This is a genomic window from Picrophilus oshimae DSM 9789, from assembly GCF_900176435.1.
In the GTDB taxonomy this organism is placed as follows: Archaea; Thermoplasmatota; Thermoplasmata; order Thermoplasmatales; family Thermoplasmataceae; genus Picrophilus; species Picrophilus oshimae.
This window is the reverse complement of the sequence record NZ_FWYE01000001.1, coordinates 1-21030: the sequence shown is the minus strand read 5'-3', so window position 1 is coordinate 21030 and position 21030 is coordinate 1. Positions and strand designations below refer to the sequence as shown.

Here is a 21030-nt window from a genome sequence, read left to right as displayed (position 1 = left end):
ATTAAAAATTATTATTTATTTTTTTAATTTTGAGGATCTTTTAAAGAATTTCCAAGAAAAGCCCTTAAACCTTTCCTCGTTTTCTATCTTCCCGCGCTCATGGTATCCGTACATTTCCCAGTATCCATCCTCGTAATCATGCATTAATCTTATGCCCGTAAGCCACTTTGCGCTCTTCCAGCCATATAATGACGGTATAAACGGCCTTGCCGGGAATCCCTGCTCAACACTTAAATATTCGTCGTTCATTTTTATTGCTATTATCGATTTTTCATCAAGTGCATCCTCCAGTGGCACCGGCGTGTCATATCCATCAGCGCATTCAAACATAACCCATGTGCATTCATCATCAGGCATGGATGCCTCTATTATCCTTTTTAATGATGGCCCCTGCCATTTAACATCCCTTATACTCCACTTTGTAACGCAGTTAAAATCGGCAATGTAATTTTCCTGCGGCATGCTTTCAAGATCATTAAATTTGTAGATTATCTCTTTTTTAACATGACCGTAAACTTTTAAATCCCAATCATCCTTTTTTATTACAGGCTCCCCGAGTGCCTCGTATATAATAAAATTCCTTGCATAGACCTGGCCCGGGTTTTTTATCTCAATCTTCTCCATATTAAAATATTAAAAACACAGAATTAAATGTTTATCAAAAATTGTTTTAATATTAATCAAAGCATGATTTATCAATGGTTTTTATGCTCATGTCCTCTGGATAATTTATAACGCATATGAACTCCAGATCAGTATCGCCAGGATTCATTATCTCATGTTTTTCCATGGTATCTACAAAGATGTAATCTCCACGTTTTAGATCCATCTTTTTATTTTCAACACATATTCTGCAGGTTCCATTTAATATTATAAGTGTTTCAACGTATTTATGATAATGATGCGATATCAGACCATTTGGTTTCACAGTAAATTTTCTTACTGCATAATCTTTTACATCATCTTTTGTCACAAGCCATCTTATCTTTACATCATGCGATGTGCCGAATTTAACATCGTCAGCCTTAACATCTTCAATTGCTCCACTGCGCATGATTTTATATTTTTATTATAATAATAAAGTTTTCTAGATTATAAGAAGTATGCCGGCAATACCGCATAGCAGCGGCCCTATTACAAAGCCCCCGCCCAGAACAAATACAAGGACCGCAAGGACTATAATTGCAAAGCCATTTGCAGCCCTGCCATGTGAACCACCGGTGCTTGCTATTCTATAAATTATGTATGCAAGAACTATCCATATTACCGGTATTATCGCGGAGATTATACCTGCACCTATCAGTGGAAAACCTGCAGGATTAAACGTTATTAACTGGGCAAAGCCTGCGAATCCGGCAATGAATATGCCAAGAAGTGTTATCAAAGCCGATATAATGATTATCAATGAACCAAGTATTGCAATACCGTATCTTAACCTGGCGTCTGCCACGATGGTGTATTTATAATAATATTATAATCTTTGGCTTTTTCACCATTAAAAAAATTATTTATTCAATATATTTAATATACGTTATGGATTACATAAGATTTGGTGACAGCGGTTTAAGGGTTTCAAGGCTATGCCTTGGCACCTGGCATCTTCCGGTAAAAAATGAGAATTTTAAGTACAACGTTGACAGGGACTTATCAATAAAAATAATAAAGAGGGCATACGATCTTGGCATAAACTTCTTTGATACGGCAAACGTTTACAATGGATCAATATACCCTGAGAATGCAGGCCTGTCTGAGGATATACTTGGTGATGCACTTTCCGGTTATGAACGTGAGAGCCTTGTAATATCAACAAAATTTATGGGCAAAATGGGTAGTTTCCAGAATGCATCAGGATTATCAAAGAAGTATCTATTATGGCAGATACATGAATCATTAAAGAGGTTGAAGACTGATTATATAGATATACTGCACATGCACAGGCCGGATCCTGAGACGCCAGTAGAGGAAACAATATCGGCATTTAAGATTATAAATGATGATTCCATGGCCCTTTACTTCGGGGAAAGCTATTTCCATTTTAATGATATTGAGGATATTGCCCGGATGTTCAAATCATTAAACATGAAGCTGCTATCAATGCAGGAGCCTTACAATTTAATAGAACGCGACATAGAATCTGAAAAATTTGATATATCAAGAAACTACGGTATGGGCATAATGGCATACATACCAATTGCCCAGGGCATATTAACAGATAAATATTTAAAAGAAGGCGGTGAAAATTCCAGGGCTTCATTTGTACCTGAATTGAGGCAGAGGTATTTATCAGATAAAAACAATATTAAGGTATTATCAGAGCTGAATGAATATGCAGTGGGAAAGGGCGTTAAGCTTGCACAGCTTGCCCTTGCCTGGATGATTAAAAAATCAGAGATGAAGAACATATCGCTGGTACCAATAATAGGTGCAACAAAGATCGAGCAGCTTGAGGATGATGTATCCGCCCTTGATATAAAATTAACTGAAGATGAGGTTATTGAAATTGAAAACATTGCTTCAGGGTTTGTTATAAACTGGAACTCACCATATACCAGGATAAGGCATTCAATATTTTAATTTTTTAAATTAGAAATAGATAAATATTATTATTGAATTAGGTAGTATCTAATATCTCAGGGATCAACATGGCTAGTATTGGAATAATCGGCGGCAGCGGTCTTTACAACATCATGGAAAATGTTAAAACGATTGATGTTGAAACACCATATGGAAAACCCTCGGATAAGCTCGAAATTGGTGAGATATCCGGTGTTGAGGTTGCCTTCCTTCCAAGGCATGGTAAAAGGCATACAATACCGCCGCATAATGTAAATTACCATGCAAACATATGGGCGTTGAAAAGCCTTGGTGTTGAAAGGATAATCGGCCTAAATGCCGTTGGCTCATTACGTGATGATTATAAACCAGGTGATATTGTAATACCGGATCAGTTTATAGATTTTACAAGGAAAAGAAGATTAACATATTATGATGGCCCTGACGTTTATCATATCTCCATGGCGGATCCATTCTGCAGCGAGATATCAAGCGCTTCATACAATGCCGGCCTTGATCTCGGTTATAAAATACATAATTCAGGAACCTATGTTTGCATAGAGGGCCCAAGGTTCTCCACAAGGGCAGAGTCAAGGATGTTCAGGCAGTTTGGTGATATAATAGGCATGACTCTTGTGCCAGAGATAAATCTTGCGGACGAGCTTGCAATGTGCTATGGCATGATTGCAACCGTAACGGACTATGATGTTTGGTCCGAAAAACCCGTTGATACAAACGAGGTTATTAAAATAATGAAGGAAAACGAGGAGAAGGTTCCTAAAATGTTATCTAAAATCATTCCTGAAATTCACGGTCAAAGAAAATGCAAATGTTCTTTGAGATTAGAAAATGCAAAGGCGTAGGTGATTAATACGAAGGTAAAATTTTTGGGAGGAGCCGAGGAGGTTGGAAGGCTTGCAATAAAAATAGAGGACAAGAACGATAAAATAATGATAGACTACGGTGTTGAGCCGGATAAGCCACCGGAGTATCCGTTACCGCCTGAACCGGTAAACGATATTTTTATAACACATGCACACCTTGATCATACAGGTGCGCTTCCGGTATATTATCATAACTACAGTGCAAAGCTTCATGCAACTGCAATGACGGCAAACAGCGTGGTTCCAATAATAAACGATTCACTAAAGATCATGAGGCTGGAAAACTACGTTGAGAGGTTCAATGAGGACGATGTTGAAAACCTTTTTAGGTCTCTTGTAACTGAAAGGTACAATACGGATATAGAGCTGAACAATCTTACTGCTAGGGCCTACAGTGCCGGTCATATACCAGGATCAAGCATGTGGCGCTTTGAGGATTCTTTCTCATTTATGATAACAGGTGATCTATACACAAGGGATACAAACCTTTTAAAGGGGGCAAGGCCTGTAAAAACCGATGTTTTGATTATGGAAAGCACATATGCAGGCAGGGACCATGAGGACCGTGATGAGGTAATAAAGAGATTAAAGGACAGCATAAAGGAAACAATAGACAACGGCGGCAAGGTTATACTTCCGACCTTTGCAATAGGCAGAACACAGGAGATGATCATGATTCTCAGGGACATGAATTACAACATTTACGTTGATGGCATGGGCAACGATATATCAAGGATATACCTTGATACACCAGGATTCCTGAAGGATTATTCCCTGTTCAGAAAATCCCTCGGCAGGGTTATAAAGGTAAGAAACAAAAGAATGAGAAAGGAGGCCCTGGAAAACGGCGATATAATAATAACAACATCAGGCATGCTTGATGGCGGCCCGGTTCTTGGATATATAGACTCATTATCAGACGATCCAAAGTCTGCAATATATCTTACAGGATACCAGGTGGAGGGCACAAACGGAAGAAGCTTAATGGAGAATGGCACAATTAAAATAGCCGGTGCAACGATAAAACCCTCAATGAAGATAGATTTCTTTGATCTATCAGCCCATGCCGGACACAGTGATCTTGTTAAATTCATAAAGGATATAGATCCATGGACAGTGGTTTTATGCCATGGCGATCAGAGGGAGAAACTTAAGGAGGCACTGCCAGAATACAATTTTATACTTCCATACAATGGGCATGAGTTTGAAATAACAAATTAGTTTTATAATATTCGTTAAATTATATAACGAATATTTATATTAAAATACAATTTTCCATCATGACATTGGTATTAAAACCAGATGATTCAGGTATAAAAATTGCCGCAGATATTATAAGAAAGGGTGGAACCGTTGTTTTTCCCACAGAGACTGTTTACGGCCTTGGTGCAAATGCACTATCATCTGAAGCCTCAGCAAAGATATTTAGGGCCAAGGATAGGCCCGCAGACAATCCTTTAATAGTAACGGTATCAAATTTTAACATGGTAAAAGATGTATCATACATTGATTGCAAACTATTAAAAATCATGGAAGGTGTGTGGCCGGCCCCGCTAACACTGCTTTTAAAAAAGAAAAGCATAGTTCCTGATATAGTAACAGCAGGCATGGACACAGTCTGTGTAAGGTTTCCAAAGAATGAGATAGCGCTCAGGTTAATATCGGAGGCTGGTGTTCCGGTTGCAGCTCCAAGTGCAAACATTGCAACAAGGCCATCAATAGTTGATTCAAAGGATGCAATAGACGAGCTTGATGGCAGGGTTGATGCAATAATAGATGCAGGACGTGTTGAATACGGTGTTGAATCAACAATAATTGATGCAACTGTTGAACCATACAATCTTTTAAGGCCTGGTGCCTTTCCAGTTGAGGAAATAGAAAGACTCTTTGGAAAGATAAATATAAACCCAGTTGCACGTGGCTACAAGGAATCAAATATTGCGCTGACACCTGGCATGAAGTACAGGCACTATGCACCATCAAAGAAATTAATATTAATAGAAAATATAGATGATTTTAGAAGCTTTGTTTCATCAGATAGGGCAAGGGACTTTCTTGCACTATGCTCATCTGAAAATTCAAAATATGTAAAATACGATAAAATAATTCTTGGCAGGGATGCTTACGAGGCTGCACATAATCTTTTCTATGATTTCAGACTGCTGGACAGGAGCGATAAGCAGTACGGCGTAATACAGGCATTCCCGGAAACAGGTATTGGCTTTGGTCTCATGAACAGGATAAGAAAGGCATCATGGAAGATTATAAAGGATGGCGAAAAGATTGAGATTTAAATAAATATTTATAAAACCCTTTAATTTTATGGCATGTCAGATATCAGATGGGATCTTGTTTTAAAGCCGGAGATAGAGTATTTGTCAAATCTTTACAGGGACATCGATATAAAAAAGGAGTTTGTTCCTGTAATAGAAATGCTAAATAGGAATATTATAAAGTCAAGGATAATTGTAAACGGCAATAAATTAATAGCCTATGCATATGCAATAGAATCAAAAACATTATTGGATACAATATACGCCGATGCCGGTTTTATAGACAAAAATGATATAAATGATATAAGACTTGATTATATATTTAACTGGATTGATGCAATTTCAGGAAACAGAAAGGTGCTCATGAACAGAATATATAATTCAAGCGATGGACTTGAGGATTATCTAATAAGGCACGGTTATAAAAAGGCCGTCAGGTACAGGCTTGTATCATCAATAAATAATTCAAATTCTGTATGTTCTAATGAGTTTTTAACTCTTGGAAACATTGATTATGATCAATTTTCTGATGCAGAGTACAAAGCCTACGTTGATGGCCCTGACGGCTTTTTATTTTCAAAAATACCGTCCTGCAGGCACAATGCCACAAGGGAAATGTTTAATGGTAAATACGGAGATATTATAAATAAAGCATCATTCTTAATGGTTGGCAGTGAAATAGATGCCGCAGTTATAGCGTCCAGGAAGGACGACGAAAGTGCATTTATAGACACAATCTTTGTAAAAAAGGATTTAAGATCAAAGGGCCTGGGTAGAAAGCTAATGGAGTGCTCGATGATGGCATTAAAGTCGCTGAATTATGATAAAATATACCTTTACGTGAATTCAGAGAACACTGCCGCATTAAATCTTTACAGGTCACTGGGCTTCATAAAGGATGATTATCCAGAGGATATAATATACTATAAAATAAAATATTAAGCTTAATAGTATAAATCATCACAATTTATTGTGAATAACAAAATTATCTTTATATAAATTAGCTTTTTAAGTTACACAACATTTTTAATTAATTAAGAAATGTTAATAATACCATGATTCGGTCAAGACTGAAAAGAAATTCAGTAGGTCTGCTTCAGGGCACATTTCAGTCCCTGGGACAGGTGGCTCCTGCAGCCGATATAGCAATTCTGCTTGTTGCATCATTTTCAATCGCCGGTGCCCAGACAATACTTGCCGTTATTTTTGGCTGGTTGATCTATGCCCTATGGATGGTAACACCATACCAGCTGTCAAAGTTCAAATCCAATGCCGGCAGCTACTATGCCTATGCCGCATCGGCAACAAAAGGCGGAATACTTGGAACGCCAACGGCACTTAGCTTTCTTTACTATGATATAACCGGTGCGGCCTTTGGAATCCTTGGTTTATCAAGCTTTATATTTTTAATATCGCCTGCAATAACACATTTAAGCTATATATGGATATTATTTGCCGCAATCTTCACAGCATATATTATAATAATAACGTACCTCGGCATAAGGCCGTCATTAAATTATACGGCAATAACAGGTCTCGCTGAGGTTCTATTTCTGCTAATAGCAGCGATAATTATAATAATAAAGGTTGGTCCTGGAAACAGCACAATACCATTTGATATATCAGGAAAGTACAGCGTTGGCTTCGCATCAATAATGTTCGCATCTGTTTTCTCGATACTTGATTTTACAGGCAGCGGTGTTGTAACAACAATATCTGAGGAGATCACGAAGCCAAAAAAGAACATAGGAAAATCAATAGTATTTGCAATGATAATGACCGCAATAGCCCTGATACCGGCAACATATGCACTGACCGTTGGCTGGGGCATAGGGCATATAGCAAGCTTTGCATCAACCAGTGATGCCGGTCTTGTCGTGTTTTCAAAATATCTTGGCCCTGTTGGCCTTGTTCTGTTAATTATATTTACAATAAACAGCTATGCATCAAACGGCGTTTCAAAGGCAACGGCGGTAAGCAGGTGGTGGTATTCAGCTGCCAGGGATAAAATAGTCTTTCCAGAGTCGATAGGGAAGATCAATCCAAAGCACAGGACACCTGCCAATGCAGTTATAGCATGGGCCCTAATATCCTTCGTCCTGGATGTTTCAGTTGGTCTCATCTTTGGACCTGAGGATGCCGCATTCGTTCTCGAGGCCGGTACTGGCATATCAATTATAGCGGTTCATATGCTTGCAAACACATCACTAACACTGTATGCAAGACGCATAAACCAGTTTAATTTCTGGAAGCATAGTGTTGCGCCCTCGGTTGCCACCATAGTCGGCCTGGTGGTACTTTACTTTACCGTTGATAATATAATAACAAGGTGGGCTTCAAATCCCACAGGGGTGAATGATGCCTACCTGGCATCATTTATAATAACAATAATATGGATAGTCATTGGCGGCTTTGCATTTACCTATCATTACTACAGAAAGATGCCACAGAGACTTATAAACGCCGGTGAATTTGACATAGAAAAGGATGCATACTAATATAAATCGTTTTCTCATAAACTATAATTTTTTATTTAGATTCTTTATATTCATTTAATGGTTACAGCCGATGATGTGGCCTCATATTTTCGTGAGAAGGCGTTTCAATGGATTATAGCAGATGACAGCATTGAAAACCATGTAAGGATCCTTGGCAGGGATGGCCTTTCAATGGAATTTGAATCAGATCCAAATTTTCATATAGTATGCCAGTTTGTTGAGGAATACAACAAGCTAAGGCTAAGATACACAATAAACAACGCATTTCAAAAAAATGTGAACTTTGTTTTTGGAATACCGCTTGTCGGTGCAATGGATATAATTATTGGTGCCGTTGACGATGCATGCAGAAAGATGTACATATCATGCTCCGTCCTGAGAAGCGATGCTGGACTATTAATATCCGGAATCGTTATGGGCGTTGTAAAATCCATGAGCAACATGAGCAGGGATGATATATACATTATTAAAAAATCTAATACCAAAATTAATTAAGTGAAAATTTATCTTATGTCATGCGCAGATTGATACTTTTAAGTTATGGAAGCCCTGAGAGCATAGATGAGCTTGGTGAGTATCTTTCAATGGTGTTCTATGGCGATCCTGTTCCAGAAAGGATTTACAACGAGAACAGGAAAAAGTATGAGCTTTACAATGGAAGATCGCCATCAAACGACATATTAAAATGCATAGAGGAAAAGCTTAAAAAAGCCCTGCGCGAATATGATTTTGATGTAACACAGGCATACAAGCACTGGAAGCCGGGGATAGAAAACATCGTTGAGGATTCAAAAGACTTTGATGAGATCTTTGCAATTCCGTTATTCCCATTTAGCACAAACAATGTTAAGAATTCATACGAGAAACCATTTAATGAGGCCTTAAAAAAGTATAATGTAACTGCAAGGGTTAGATTTTTAAACGGCCTTGAGGATCAGGAGCTATTATACTCTGCATGGATAGAAAAGATCTCCGGCCACATGTACAATGAATCGCCGTTCCTGTTTGCAGCCCACAGCCTGCCTCTTTACAGCGATGAGAGCACATATGAAAACCTTATAATAAACACTGCCAGGCGCCTTTCTAATACATTTTTAAAGGATGACTACTTCTATGGATTTTACAGCCAGGGGGAGCACGGAAAATGGCTTTATCCGTCAATATACGATTACATTGATAAATTAAAGGAGTACAATTCAGTTACGGTGATACCAATAGGCTTTATATATGAGCATCTTGAGATACTTTACGATCTTGACATCGAGTTTAAGAACAAATTAAAAGATTATGGAATATCATATGACAGGGTTGAAACGCCGTCATGCAGTGATACACTGGTAATGGCCATAAGAAATAAAATTATATCGAATATTAAATAAAATATTTTATTGAAAAGGATATATATGCATTAAAAATAACCAAGAATGAGCTCGATAAATATATTCTCTTACAATTCAAAGGATTTTATAAAGGATATTGCAAAGTCAGGCACAAAAAGCGATATAGAGATATATCATAGAAAGGATAATGATATATTTACAATAATGGAACCAATTAGATATCCAGACAAGGTTTCATCGTTAACAGATTCAATATATCCGGCCCAGGCTGCAATTATAAACGGTGATATCATAGATAAAAATCTTGGCGAGGTTCTTGTGGCACTTGAGCTTATGGGCAAAAAAAGACTGTTTGTAATATCAAATGAAAATAAAAACAGGATATCAAATTTATTAAAGTCAACAGCTTTTGATTATACTTTATTTGATGGAAGGCCCATGGAGCTTCTTGATCATTTAAGGCAATTAAAATATGCATCAGAAAATGAAACATATGTTTTAATAGATCATTTCTTCAAGGTTCGTGGTGTCGGAACCGTTGCACTTGGCTTTGTTTTATCCGGGAAAATAGAAAAACATCAAAAACTGATAATATCAGACCTTGACCGTGAGATCGAGATAAGATCAATACAGATGAACGATGTTGATCAGGATTATGCAGGCCCGGGATCAAGGGTTGGCCTTGCATTAAAAAATATAGAACCTGAAGAAATGTCACGCGGCATGATCCTTTCTGACAGACCATTTGAATATAAAAATGAGATAGACGGCGATATAATTTATCATAATGCTGTTAAATCAAGGTTAAACGAAAACAGCGAGGTATTCGTATGCACAATGATGAGGTACCAGCGTGGCATTTTTAAAAATAAAAAGATAATACTTGAAAAGAGGTTACCTGTAATAGAAAATTTTACCGTTCTTTCCAGCAATAACATATTTCCAAGGGTCTTTGCAAGGATCAATTTTTAATCTTTTTTCTTATATCACCTATGTCATGCCTTACATAGAATTCACCATGAATGGCGTTTAGATCGGACTCGCATTTTAGATATGCATCCTCTATGGAATCGCCGCGTGCAATAATTGCAATGGATCTTGATCCAAGGGTTTCAACATCATTTAAAGTTCCTGAAACAGAGGCATAGTAAACATCTGAATTCAATGTTTTATCTATTTTGATTCTTACCTTTGATGGGTTTTCCGGATATCCTGGCGGGACTATGTATTTAAGAACAGTTGCCTTTCTCATGTATTTTATACTCCTGTTAACGTTCCCTGATAAAATATCATGGAATATAATGCCCAAATCATCATCGAGTATGTAATTAACATTTATCGCCTCAGGATCGCCAAATCTTGCGTTTATCTCTATTACCTTTACATCATTATCAGTTTCCATGAACTGGCCGTATATAATTCCTTTAAATGCATTATTCTCATCCTTCATGGCCTCTATAATTTTATTAAGTATTTTTTTGGCCCTTTCAGGCGTGTCCTTTCTTAAAAAGGGCAGGCTGAAATCCCTATCTGAAATGGAACCCATGCCGCCGGTATTTGGTCCATGATCGCCCTCATACAATCTTTTATAATCCTGGACCACAGGCATAAAGGATAGATGTGAACCATCGGAAAAGGCCTGAAGTGAGAACTCCTCGCCGGTTTCCTTTTTTTCTATTAAAACCTGGCCGTCCCTATCGATTATATCACAGGCATATCTTACTGCCTCATCGGAATTTAAATGTATGCCGGTAACCTTAACGCCCTTGCCACCGGTTAATCCAATGGGTTTAACAGCAACGTCTTTCATTGATGTTATGTAATCCCTTGCGGCATCCTTGTTATTAAAAGTTGCATTTTCAATGTTTCCAGGTATATTGTACTTTTCCATTATGTATCTCATATATGCCTTCGATGTTTCTATCATTGCCGCACTTTTTACAGGTGATGCTGTTTTTATCTTATTTTTTATAAGATCATCGGCAAGGCCATTTGCCAGTATGCCATCAGGGCTGACAAAGGCGATATCTATATTATTTTTTAATGCAAAGTCTGCTATGAGGTCGTGCCTTTTTTTATCATAAAAAATGTATTTTTTACTGTTTTTAATTATGGACGGGTTCTCATTGGTTAACACAGAATAAAGCTCATGGTTTAATGCAATGTTTCTTGCTATCGAATCCTCCCTGCCGCCGCTGCCAACAAGCATGATCTTCATTTCTTATCATCCTTGACATTGAAGCGTACATAAAAATTTTTGGTAACATGGTACTTAAATGTATTCCTATATTTATGTGATGTTATTAATTTCTCGGCCTTGAGTTTTTTAACAGATTCCATGAAGTTGTAACCAAAGTTCTCCCTGAGTTCACCTGCTATGACACCGGGCTTACCATATATATAAGAGAGCATTGCAATGTCCTTTTTGTCAAGATCCTTTTTTACAAATGGATAAACAACATCATTGAAATCGTTTGAAAGCTGGATTTTGTATTTATTACCTATCTTTTTTATTTCAAGTGTTGAATTTATCTCGTTATATGATCTTGCTATTAATTTCATGGCCCTTATTACATCATCGTTGCTGACCTTTAGGTAATCTGCGATATCTGAAACCTTTAATGGCTCCTCGCAAGAGTAAAGTATGGCCTCAACCTTCCTTGAAAGATCATCCATGAAATTGTAATATCTATTAATTTTTAATTCTTTGTTTTTTGGAAAGCTTATTATTATTCTTTTAAATATTGATCCATGGAATTCGCCGGTGAGCTAAAGTATGAAAGGTTTTTAAAGCCATCATTTAAGGATTCATCTGATTATAATATAAATATAGAAAGGAGGCTTTTATCGTATAAATTTGATATCATGTATGAAAAGGAGCTTTCAGGATCAATAATTAATATCAATGGAAATGATGTATCAATAGAAACGAAGTTCTATTTAAACCCTGCACACTGCGGCCCGGTTGACAGGCTTTTCCTTCCATCTGCAACAGCATTAAAAATAAATGCATTTCCTGGCATGCCTATTAAGGTATTAATAGATGTAAAAAAATAATCTGGGTTAAAGATATAAACAATATTGAAATTACATATTATGTACAGCATATCAGGCTCAATGTATTCTTACGGCATAGGAAATACACCTCTTTTAAATCTTGATGGAATCTATGCAAAGGCAGAGTATAAAAATAAATTTGGCTCGATAAAGGACAGGGCCGCATTTTTTATGATCTCATCGGTTATGGATAAAATCGGAAATAAAATTATAGTCGAGGCATCATCAGGCAACACAGGCATAGCAGTTGCAGGTATTTCAAGGGAGCTTGGCATAAAAAGCATTATTGTAATACCCGAGGGTGCCAGCGATGGAACCAAGGCCATGCTTTCAAGAATTGGTGTTGATTACATAACAACGCCAGGCAATAGCACGGAACAGTCAATAAAATACGTTGAAAATCTTATAAAAAGTGATCCCCAAAAATATTTAAGGTTGAACCAGCACAGCAATGATATGAATTATCTATCACATTACATGACAACAGCACCTGAGATAGAACATGACATGGGAAAGCCCGATACAATAGTCATTGGCATTGGCACCGGTGGTACAATATCAGGAATATCAAAATACTTTAAGGAAAAGTACCATGATGTTAAGGTTATAGGAATAATACCTGATGAAAACTCAAGGATCTTTGGACTTAGAAATCCATTTTTATCCGTTAATCATGGAATAATAGATAAAAATATTAATTATATAGATGATGTGTTTATAATAAGTGAGGATGCAGCCTTAAAGGGCGTTTCAGAGCTTTTAAGCAAATACAATTTATTTTGTAGGCCCCTCGTCGGGTGCTAACTACATTGCAGCAAAGACCTACAAAAGGGGAAAAACTGTAACAGTATTTCCTGATGGCGGTGAAAAATATATATACTATTACAAAAATAAATCAATCATTTAAATTAAATTTTGGCTCCCTCTTTTCAAGGAATGCATTTATGCCCTCTTTTGAATTGTATTCATCAAAGAGGCCTGCGAATCTCTCCATCTCAAGATCCAGCGATCCCTGTCTTAAAAGGTATTTTATGGCGGATACCGCCTCATGTGATTTATTGTATATGCTTGAGGCCATGTCAATGGCCCTGTTCATGTAATCGCCGCCGATATAATTTAATATTCCAAGTGAAAATGCCTGATTTGAATCTATTATTTTTCCTGTCAATATCATCTCCATTGCCCTGGTCTCGCCTATTAATGGTTTTAATCTCTGGGTTCCGCCCCAGCCAGGTATTATGCCAAGTTTTATCTCGGGGAAGCCGAATTTTGCATCCAGATCTGCAAACCTGAGATCGCATGCCAGCGCAAGCTCAAAGCCACCACCAAGGGCGTAGCCCTTTATTGCAGCAATAACAGGCATGTTGTTCCCGGTTATCTTTAAAAGCATTTCATGTGCCTGCCTGCTTATATTATATGCATCGCTCTTTGACAGGCCAAGGAACTTTTTTACATTTGCACCTGCAGAGAATGCCTTATCATTACCTGTTATAATCGTCGGCTTCCTTTTTGATATATTATCTGTTATCTCCTTTATTGCATCAACATCCAGTGTGTTCAGTCCGTTATCCATCCTTATAATTAGGTATTCATCATTCTCATCAATTATCATAATACTTGTATTATGTTTTCAATTATAATCATTCCCTTATTATTTTCCCCTCATAGATGTAAATCCTTGTATCAGGTCTTCTGTAGCATTCAGGCTCAATACCGGCCTTTATGCAGGTCTGTCTTAAAAACTCTATTGGCGTCATGTTGTACTCAACTGCAACCTGCGGCAGCAGTATTCCGGAGTAAATGCCGGATTCTATATAAATTCCATGCCTGCCTATTATTATCGTGTTTATATCATAGTAGCTTATCTCCTTCATATCACCAAGTATTGTAACTTCAAGGTTTATCTTGTTGATCTCGGAGCTTCTTAACGGCTCGAACCTTGGATCGGCAAAGGCAGCCTGAATTGCAGCATTTTTTATGGCAATGTGAAGTGGAAGCACCGGCATTGGATAACCAATGCAGCCCCTGAGCTCAGATCCATTATTAACAGTAACAAAAACGCCCTTTCTTACCTTTAATTTGCTATTGATCTGCGGCTCACTGCATGGAAGCCTGAATTTGTTTAATATTGCGCACCTTGCTATATCTATAATAATCCTTTCATCCTCTGGTGAAAGACCTGATAGATATGCATCATCAAACACCATCATAATATAGTATAAATGCAAAATTTATTTATTTTTTTATCATTGAATAAACACTGACCAGCTGGTGATATCCAAGTTTTTCATAGAAATTTGCAGCAATTGTGTTCATTGTTGGAAACTCTGCGGTTATGAAATTTATATTTTTATTTTTAAGAATTTCAGTTAACTTTGAGATCATATTCCTTCCAAGGTTATTGTTCCTGTACTCAGGCATTATGTAGAACTCCCTTATCCTGGCCTCGTATTTTGGATAATAGTATATCCTAAAAAGTATATCAACCATTAATATTCCGGCTATCTTTCCATTGTCATCGGCGACCAGCAGGACATGATTCTCATCCTTTAATATCTTTTTTATATAGTTTTTTATCTCATCCTCTGATTCAACAGACACAAGAAATGATTTGTCAAATTCCGCGTTCAACCTTTTTAATCTCAAAAGCCTATCCATTACCTGCTCTATATCATCTTCCTCCATCAGGCGTATTTCCAAGCTATCACCTCATTGCAATCTTAATTATGTTCTTTTCTATTAATGTATCGTAAAGCCTTCTGTTTTCCTCTATAATATCTGTGGCCCTCTTTAAAAATGTATTATAATCGCCGGCCTTTCTTGCAAAGCCAAGCTCGGAACATTTGGATGCAACTGCAGCCGCAACCCTTGGATATAACTCCCAGTTTGACATATCAGGCACAATATGGTTTTCATCAGGATTCTTTACAGCATTTGCTATTTCATATGATGCTGAGACCATGACCTTAAAGTTCACCTTCCTGGCCCTTGCATCAAGAATGCCACGGAACACCCCGGGAAAAACAAGGCTGTTATTTATCTGATTGTTAAAATCACTTCTGCCGGTTGCAACAATTCTTGCACCTGCATTTATTGCATCCCTTGGCCATATCTCAGGTAATGGATTTGCCAGTGCAAAAACTATCGGGTCACGATTCATTAATTTTATATGTTCTGGTTTTATTATGCCGGGCTGAGATTTTGAGGCCGATATTATTATATCAGCACCATTAACCGCATCCATCAGGTTACCCTTTAACCTGTCCTCATTTGTATCAATGGCAAGCTTGTACTTTAATGGATTGTTTAGCATGAGCCTGTCCATATCAGGTCTTTCAGGCTCAAGTATTCCAGAGGAATCTATCATGACCATGTTCTTCATTTTAAAACCGGCCTCGTTGAAAAGGTATGCAGCGGCTATATTGGCAGCACCAGCCCCATTGAAAACAACCCTTACATCATCAATCTTCTTGTTTACCACCCTCAAGGCATTTATAACACCGGCAAGAGTTATCGATGCTGTGCCAAGCTGGTCATCATGCCAGGCCGGTATTTCAAGGGTTTTTTGTAATTTTTCAAGTATTGAAAAGCACTTTGGCGATTCTATATCCTCTAAATTAAAGCCACCAAATGATGGCTCAAGGGCCATGGCAACCTTTATAAAATCATCCTCTGAAGCCGCACGCACAGGTATCGGCACCGCGTTTACACCACCAAGATAATTAAATATTAGGGATTTACCCTCCATAACAGGCATTGCCGCCTCGGGGCCTATGTTTCCAAGGCCAAGCACCCTTGTGCCATCTGTTAATATTGCAACAGAATTCCAGCGTCCTGTAAGCTCAAAGGATAGATCTATGTTCTCAGCTATCTTTCTTGCAACAGCGGCAACACCAGGCGTGTACCATACAGAAAAATCATCTAGACTTCTGACCGGAACCTTTGGAACAATGCCAACCTTGCCTTTATAGAACTCTGAAAGCTTTAAAGCCTTTTCGTTATACTCAAGAGTTCTGGACTCATCATCTATCATATATTATTAATTATCATAAATTATTAAATGTTTCCTTTACATATTGTCGAAATAATATAAATATACAATCTTTATATAAAATTTAGCAATGCATAGATATGATAAGGGATCCATACGTTGCAGGTGCCTTCTATCCGGATTCAGAATCAGAACTGTTGAATTATTTTAAAAATCTTGAACCTGAAAGATTCGATATAAAATTTAATAAAATCCTCGGTGTTGTCGTTCCTCATGCAGGTTATGAATACTCTGGCAAAATTGCATGGGCATCATACAGCATATTAAAAGAATACAATGCAAGGCGCTTTCTTATTATAGGTCCAAATCACTATGGATATCCATTTTATCCGGCAATATACAGTAACGGCTCCTGGAGAACACCACTTGGCGATTCCATTATAGATAATGAGCTATCGGAACAGCTTATAATGAAATCCGGAATAATAAAGAGCGATCCTGAAACGCACAGTACAGAGCATTCCATTGAGGTTCAGCTGCCCTTCCTGCAGTATATATTTAAAAATCAGTTCACCTTTGTGCCATTAATACTTGGGGATCAGAGCTATGAGATATCCAGAGACCTTGGCGAGACCATACTCTCGCTGGATAGAATACCATTAATAATAGCATCATCAGATCTTAACCATTATGAAAGCTATGATAAAAACAATGAAAAGGATGAAATAATAATAAATGACATAATAAATCTGAGGATAAAGGATTTCTTCAACGATATATATAAATACAGGATAACGGCATGCGGCTTTGGTGCAATAGCCGTTTTAATGTATATAACAAAGAAGAATCATGGTAAGATTGCACTGCTTAGGCATGCCAATTCCGGGGATGCCAGTGGTGACAGGAGGAGGGTTGTTGGCTACGCCGCAATGCTTGCATACAGCTAAAAATAATTTATTAATAATTTAAAATAAAAATTATTGATTAAGTATATATATAGATATTATGATATTTTACCATGCTTTCAAGAACCGAGGGAAACAAAATCAGGTGCCTTGCATGCTACAGGTACTGTCTCCTGGCGAATCATCAGTCCGGGTTCTGCGGTGTAAGGAAGAACGAGGATGGCCTGAAATTAATGGTTGAAAACCTCCCGATGGGTATAAACATAGATCCAATAGAGAAAAAGCCCGTTCTTCACATGCTTCCCGGATCAAGAATACTATCTTTTGGCACATCCGGCTGCAACTTTGCATGCAGGTACTGCCAGAACTATGAAATGAGCCAGAGAAAAAAGCCTGAAGGCTATTACATGGAACCCGAGGACGTTGTATCAATGGCAATTAAATACAAATGCGATGGCATCGCATATACATACAATGAACCGACAATATTCATGGAGTACGCAAGGGAAATAGGATTAATAGCACATAAATACGGTCTTATAAATATATTTGTAACAAATGGTTATGAAACGCCGGAGGCTGTTGAAGAGGCATCAAAATTCCTCGATGCAATGACCATAGATTTCAAGGGCAACGGTAATGAATCATTTTATAAAAGTTATATATCAATACCAAGGCCGGATTATATTTATGATACAATTAATCTTGCATTTAAAAAAAATATACATGTGGAAATAACAGATCTAATAATACCTGAAATAGGTGATGATCTTGAATCAGCAAGCTACATGCTTGAAAGAATAAAAAATATATCGGATGAAATACCGGTAAGCTTTTTAAAGTACCATCCAGATTATCTATTAAAAATACACGAAACTGATTTTAACACACTTTTAAGGCATTATGAACTTGCAAGGTCCATTGGCATGAAGTATGTTTATATAGGCAATGTTCTATCAAGATATGAAAACACATACTGCCCAAACTGCAATAATCTATTAATAAAAAGGGAATGGTTTTCATCATATATAAAGGGCATAGATTTAAATGGTAAATGCAAAAAATGCGGTTATGATACAAAGATAATATTAAAAAAGAGACCTGTAATAGTAAGGTAAATTAATTTCGATTATGTTCTTTTTTGACAAAGACTTCATATACTTATATGCCTCTGCAAATTCCCTCGAGATGTAATAAACACCAGTGAAATCAAGATATACATCATCATCTTTATACATTGAGGCGAATATTATATTACAAACGTATCTTGACGTTAAATATTTTGAAATCTTCTTTACATAGATGTACATAATCACCTTAAATTATTAAGCTGCTCAAGAAGCGGCATTTTTTGCCTTACATCATTTATTCTTTCCTTTTTTACATCATAGAATATCATGGTTTCTGATTCGCCTGCCCTTTCCGATATAATGCCGATTGGGTCTGCAACTGCACTTATGCCTGTAAAATCACCGTAAATCTGGTTGGAGCTTGCAATGTAAACGGTATTCTCAAGGGCCCTTGCCCTTAAAAGTGAAAGCCACTGCTCTTCCTTCACAGGGCCGGAAAACCAGCCTGATGGTATTATTATCATATCAGCGCCATTTTTTGAATAATTGCGGAACAGTTCAGGAAATCTTATCTCATAACATATTAAAATACCGAAGCTTATATCATTTATCCTGTAAAGGTTGAATGGACCATTTCCGGATTTATAAATATCTGATTCCCTGTAACCAAAGGCATCATAAAGCATTTTCTTTCTGTAGTAACCCTTTACATCACCTGATATGTATACTGCAGTATCAAAGACGTTATTATCATTTAATTCATTTATACATACTATGCCGCTTATGGAATTTTCATTGAATATTTTAATAACATTCTTTACCCAGATACCGTTAATAGGTTCCGCGTTTTCATTTAGATATTTTTTATCATTGCTATAAAACATAAAATATTCAGGGAAAACTATTAGGTCTGCACCGTTGCTGGCTGCAATCTCCGTGTATTTTCTTAACTTTTCAAGATTACTTTCCTTGTCCATTGAACTATGGATTTGGGTTAATGCTATCCTTATCATAATTAATTATATAAAATATGAATTTGTTTTTTTCCATTCTAAAAAAGTTTAGTATAGAAATTTAAATATGATTTTTGTATATTCAACCATGGTTTCTATAAGGGTTGGTGCCCTGGCTGATTCAGGAGATTTATACCCGTTCATACCATTAATAAAGGGCTGGGTTAAATCAGATATTGACATAGATTTCGAGTTTGTTCCAACGGTTCAGGAGGTAAATGACAGGATCGTTAAAAAGGAGCTTGATGTTTCAGTTCCATCGGCCGCGCTTTATCCATATATACAGAACGATTATTATATACTTGAAAATGCGGTTGCATCTGCCACAGATGGTATAACAGGCATGCCAGTTCTATCAATATCTGACATAGATAAAGAGGATATTCAGAACAAAAATCTTGTTGTTCATGGCATGAACACAACGGCATTTACACTTTACAAACTTTTCTTTCCAAGGTATAAAAAATTAATTGTTGTTCACAGGGTTCTTGATGAGGTTAACGAGCTTGTTAAAAATGACGGAGTCATGGTTGCAGTTCATGAATTAAAGGCAATGTACCAGTTAAAAAAGCTTGGCATAAATGTAAATAGGATAATAAGTATGTGGGACCTCTGGAAGAACGCATCAAATAACATGCCAATGCCAATGGGTATGGTTGTTATAAGCTCATCAATGGGACATGAAAACGCAATGAAGTTCAAGGAGGCATATTTAAAAAGCAAGAAGTACGCCGAGGCCCACATGAATGAGGTCATACCAGAGGACGTAAAAATTATGAGGGATGTCCAGAACGCCGATCTTGATGAATCGGTAATAAAAGGCACAATAGGCGCAGATATAAGCGAATACAATGTAAATCTTGATGATGTAAAATCAGGTCTAAAGTTCTTCTACAATTTTGCAGCCGAGAAAAACGTTCTTCCTAAAGTTTCATCCCTAAACTTTATATAATTTTATATTCTTAATTTTATTAACCATTTATAAATTAATCATGCATAGATTTTTTAATTTATATTTAAACAAAACATTTTTATTAGAAAACCTGTAAACCTCTATTATCCTTTAACAATTATTTAAAAAAATTGTTAGAAAAAGATATATAGTAAAATTACTTAATAAAATTTGATAGATATGCAGACACTTGGTGTAAAAACAGAAGAGGGTTTAAGAGAGCTCCTAACTGCCAATGCAGAGGACCACATGAGGCTTATGCTATCGGCAGAATTCATGGAGAGACTTGGCAGGCCAGAGGAGGCAAGGGAGCTCAGGGACAAGGCAATGGTCGAGCTGGGCCATGCAAAAGCAATATTCTCAACACTGGTAAAGTACCAGGGACTTGATGCACTCATAAATGAAATGGCAAAGGAAGAAACAGAGCAGCATGTATCAGAGTACTCAAACGTTGCAATGAACGCAAAGTCCGAGGGTCATGACGACATAGAGGC

Annotated in this window: 25 protein-coding genes and 1 pseudogene; 15 read left to right on the top strand and 11 right to left on the bottom strand. The window is 37.1% G+C overall.

Annotated features, from left to right (window positions below; translation table 11 throughout):
- Positions 1-15: 15 nt before the first annotated feature.
- Genes B8780_RS00130 through B8780_RS00120 form a run of 3 tightly spaced genes read right to left on the bottom strand, consistent with a single transcriptional unit; the run spans position 16 to position 1450 of the window.
- Positions 16-624, bottom strand: a complete 609-nt coding sequence (locus tag B8780_RS00130) for a sulfite oxidase-like oxidoreductase (RefSeq protein WP_084272231.1) — start codon at positions 622-624, stop codon at positions 16-18.
- Between the two features lie 52 nt (positions 625-676).
- Positions 677-1054, bottom strand: coding sequence for a cupin domain-containing protein (locus tag B8780_RS00125; RefSeq protein ID WP_084272229.1), 378 nt, complete (start codon positions 1052-1054; stop codon positions 677-679).
- A gap of 33 nt (positions 1055-1087) precedes the next feature.
- Positions 1088-1450: a hypothetical protein gene (locus B8780_RS00120; protein ID WP_011177741.1), complete on the bottom strand. Its 363-nt coding sequence runs from the start codon at positions 1448-1450 to the stop codon at positions 1088-1090.
- An 83-nt stretch (positions 1451-1533) separates the two neighbouring features.
- On the opposite strand from B8780_RS00120, the gene B8780_RS00115 reads away from it, so the two are divergent.
- From B8780_RS00115 to B8780_RS00075, 9 genes are all read left to right on the top strand, one after another.
- Complete coding sequence (locus B8780_RS00115; protein ID WP_236719332.1) at positions 1534-2574, top strand: aldo/keto reductase; 1041 nt, start codon at positions 1534-1536, stop codon at positions 2572-2574.
- A gap of 68 nt (positions 2575-2642) precedes the next feature.
- Positions 2643-3416: an S-methyl-5'-thioadenosine phosphorylase gene (locus tag B8780_RS00110; protein WP_084272225.1), complete on the top strand. Its 774-nt coding sequence runs from the start codon at positions 2643-2645 to the stop codon at positions 3414-3416.
- Positions 3417-4658 carry an MBL fold metallo-hydrolase gene (locus B8780_RS00105; protein ID WP_236719331.1) on the top strand — a complete coding sequence of 414 codons (1242 nt, stop codon included), beginning with the start codon at positions 3417-3419 and terminating at the stop codon, positions 4656-4658. It begins immediately after the preceding gene.
- A gap of 59 nt (positions 4659-4717) precedes the next feature.
- Positions 4718-5731, top strand: coding sequence for an L-threonylcarbamoyladenylate synthase (locus B8780_RS00100; RefSeq protein ID WP_011177745.1), 1014 nt, complete (start codon positions 4718-4720; stop codon positions 5729-5731).
- A gap of 33 nt (positions 5732-5764) precedes the next feature.
- Complete coding sequence (locus tag B8780_RS00095) at positions 5765-6652, top strand: GNAT family N-acetyltransferase (RefSeq protein ID WP_084272222.1); 888 nt, start codon at positions 5765-5767, stop codon at positions 6650-6652.
- A gap of 113 nt (positions 6653-6765) precedes the next feature.
- Complete coding sequence (locus tag B8780_RS00090; RefSeq protein ID WP_084272220.1) at positions 6766-8208, top strand: amino acid permease; 1443 nt, start codon at positions 6766-6768, stop codon at positions 8206-8208.
- A gap of 57 nt (positions 8209-8265) precedes the next feature.
- The gene (locus B8780_RS00085; RefSeq protein WP_084272218.1) at positions 8266-8703 is read left to right on the top strand and encodes a hypothetical protein; all 438 of its coding nucleotides are present in this window, start codon (positions 8266-8268) and stop codon (positions 8701-8703) included.
- 20 nt (positions 8704-8723) lie between these two features.
- Positions 8724-9587: a ferrochelatase gene (locus tag B8780_RS00080; RefSeq protein ID WP_084272216.1), complete on the top strand. Its 864-nt coding sequence runs from the start codon at positions 8724-8726 to the stop codon at positions 9585-9587.
- 45 nt (positions 9588-9632) lie between these two features.
- On the top strand, positions 9633-10520 hold the full coding sequence (locus B8780_RS00075) for an EF-Tu/IF-2/RF-3 family GTPase (RefSeq protein ID WP_084272214.1): 888 nt from the start codon (positions 9633-9635) through the stop codon (positions 10518-10520).
- On the opposite strand, the gene purD is transcribed toward B8780_RS00075, so the two are convergent.
- Together purD and B8780_RS00065 are read right to left on the bottom strand one after the other, a co-directional pair.
- Complete coding sequence (gene purD, locus B8780_RS00070; protein ID WP_084272212.1) at positions 10510-11766, bottom strand: phosphoribosylamine--glycine ligase; 1257 nt, start codon at positions 11764-11766, stop codon at positions 10510-10512. The genes B8780_RS00075 and purD overlap by 11 nt on opposite strands.
- Complete coding sequence (locus B8780_RS00065) at positions 11763-12224, bottom strand: SMC-Scp complex subunit ScpB (RefSeq protein ID WP_084272210.1); 462 nt, start codon at positions 12222-12224, stop codon at positions 11763-11765. The genes purD and B8780_RS00065 overlap by 4 nt, the downstream gene beginning before the upstream one ends.
- Before the next feature lie 75 nt (positions 12225-12299).
- Here B8780_RS00065 and B8780_RS00060 point away from each other — a divergent pair, with 75 nt between their 5' ends.
- Positions 12300-12605: a hypothetical protein gene (locus tag B8780_RS00060; RefSeq protein ID WP_084272208.1), complete on the top strand. Its 306-nt coding sequence runs from the start codon at positions 12300-12302 to the stop codon at positions 12603-12605.
- 39 nt (positions 12606-12644) lie between these two features.
- On the top strand, positions 12645-13409 hold the full coding sequence (locus tag B8780_RS00055) for a pyridoxal-phosphate dependent enzyme (RefSeq protein WP_011177754.1): 765 nt from the start codon (positions 12645-12647) through the stop codon (positions 13407-13409).
- Positions 13410-13500: 91 nt separating this feature from the next.
- Here B8780_RS00055 and B8780_RS00050 read toward each other — a convergent pair whose 3' ends face one another.
- From B8780_RS00050 to B8780_RS00035, 4 genes are read right to left on the bottom strand one after another with little or no spacing between them, the layout of a single operon-like run.
- Positions 13501-14217 carry an enoyl-CoA hydratase/isomerase family protein gene (locus tag B8780_RS00050; RefSeq protein ID WP_084272206.1) on the bottom strand — a complete coding sequence of 239 codons (717 nt, stop codon included), beginning with the start codon at positions 14215-14217 and terminating at the stop codon, positions 13501-13503.
- A 28-nt stretch (positions 14218-14245) separates the two neighbouring features.
- Positions 14246-14815 (bottom strand): AmmeMemoRadiSam system protein A, encoded by a 570-nt coding sequence (gene amrA / locus B8780_RS00045; protein ID WP_011177756.1) that lies wholly within the window; start codon positions 14813-14815, stop codon positions 14246-14248.
- Between the two features lie 25 nt (positions 14816-14840).
- Positions 14841-15305 (bottom strand): GNAT family N-acetyltransferase, encoded by a 465-nt coding sequence (locus B8780_RS00040; RefSeq protein WP_236719330.1) that lies wholly within the window; start codon positions 15303-15305, stop codon positions 14841-14843.
- A 4-nt stretch (positions 15306-15309) separates the two neighbouring features.
- Positions 15310-16638 (bottom strand): NAD(P)-dependent malic enzyme, encoded by a 1329-nt coding sequence (locus B8780_RS00035; protein ID WP_084272204.1) that lies wholly within the window; start codon positions 16636-16638, stop codon positions 15310-15312.
- A gap of 98 nt (positions 16639-16736) precedes the next feature.
- Between B8780_RS00035 and B8780_RS00030 the strand changes: the two genes are divergently transcribed.
- Positions 16737-17543 (top strand): MEMO1 family protein, encoded by an 807-nt coding sequence (locus B8780_RS00030; RefSeq protein ID WP_084272202.1) that lies wholly within the window; start codon positions 16737-16739, stop codon positions 17541-17543.
- A 71-nt stretch (positions 17544-17614) separates the two neighbouring features.
- Positions 17615-18619: an AmmeMemoRadiSam system radical SAM enzyme gene (amrS, locus tag B8780_RS00025; RefSeq protein ID WP_084272200.1), complete on the top strand. Its 1005-nt coding sequence runs from the start codon at positions 17615-17617 to the stop codon at positions 18617-18619.
- On the opposite strand, the gene B8780_RS00020 is transcribed toward amrS, so the two are convergent.
- Positions 18590-18811: a hypothetical protein gene (locus B8780_RS00020; protein WP_048059487.1), complete on the bottom strand. Its 222-nt coding sequence runs from the start codon at positions 18809-18811 to the stop codon at positions 18590-18592. The two genes, amrS and B8780_RS00020, sit on opposite strands and share 30 nt — an antisense overlap.
- Before the next feature lie 2 nt (positions 18812-18813).
- The gene (locus B8780_RS00015; protein WP_011177761.1) at positions 18814-19584 is read right to left on the bottom strand and encodes a carbon-nitrogen hydrolase family protein; all 771 of its coding nucleotides are present in this window, start codon (positions 19582-19584) and stop codon (positions 18814-18816) included.
- Positions 19585-19672: 88 nt separating this feature from the next.
- Between B8780_RS00015 and B8780_RS00010 the strand changes: the two genes are divergently transcribed.
- Together B8780_RS00010 and B8780_RS00005 are read left to right on the top strand one after the other, a co-directional pair.
- Complete coding sequence (locus B8780_RS00010; RefSeq protein ID WP_048059488.1) at positions 19673-20536, top strand: MqnA/MqnD/SBP family protein; 864 nt, start codon at positions 19673-19675, stop codon at positions 20534-20536.
- Positions 20537-20716: 180 nt separating this feature from the next.
- Positions 20717-21030: pseudogene (locus B8780_RS00005) on the top strand (rubrerythrin); the annotation flags it as partial.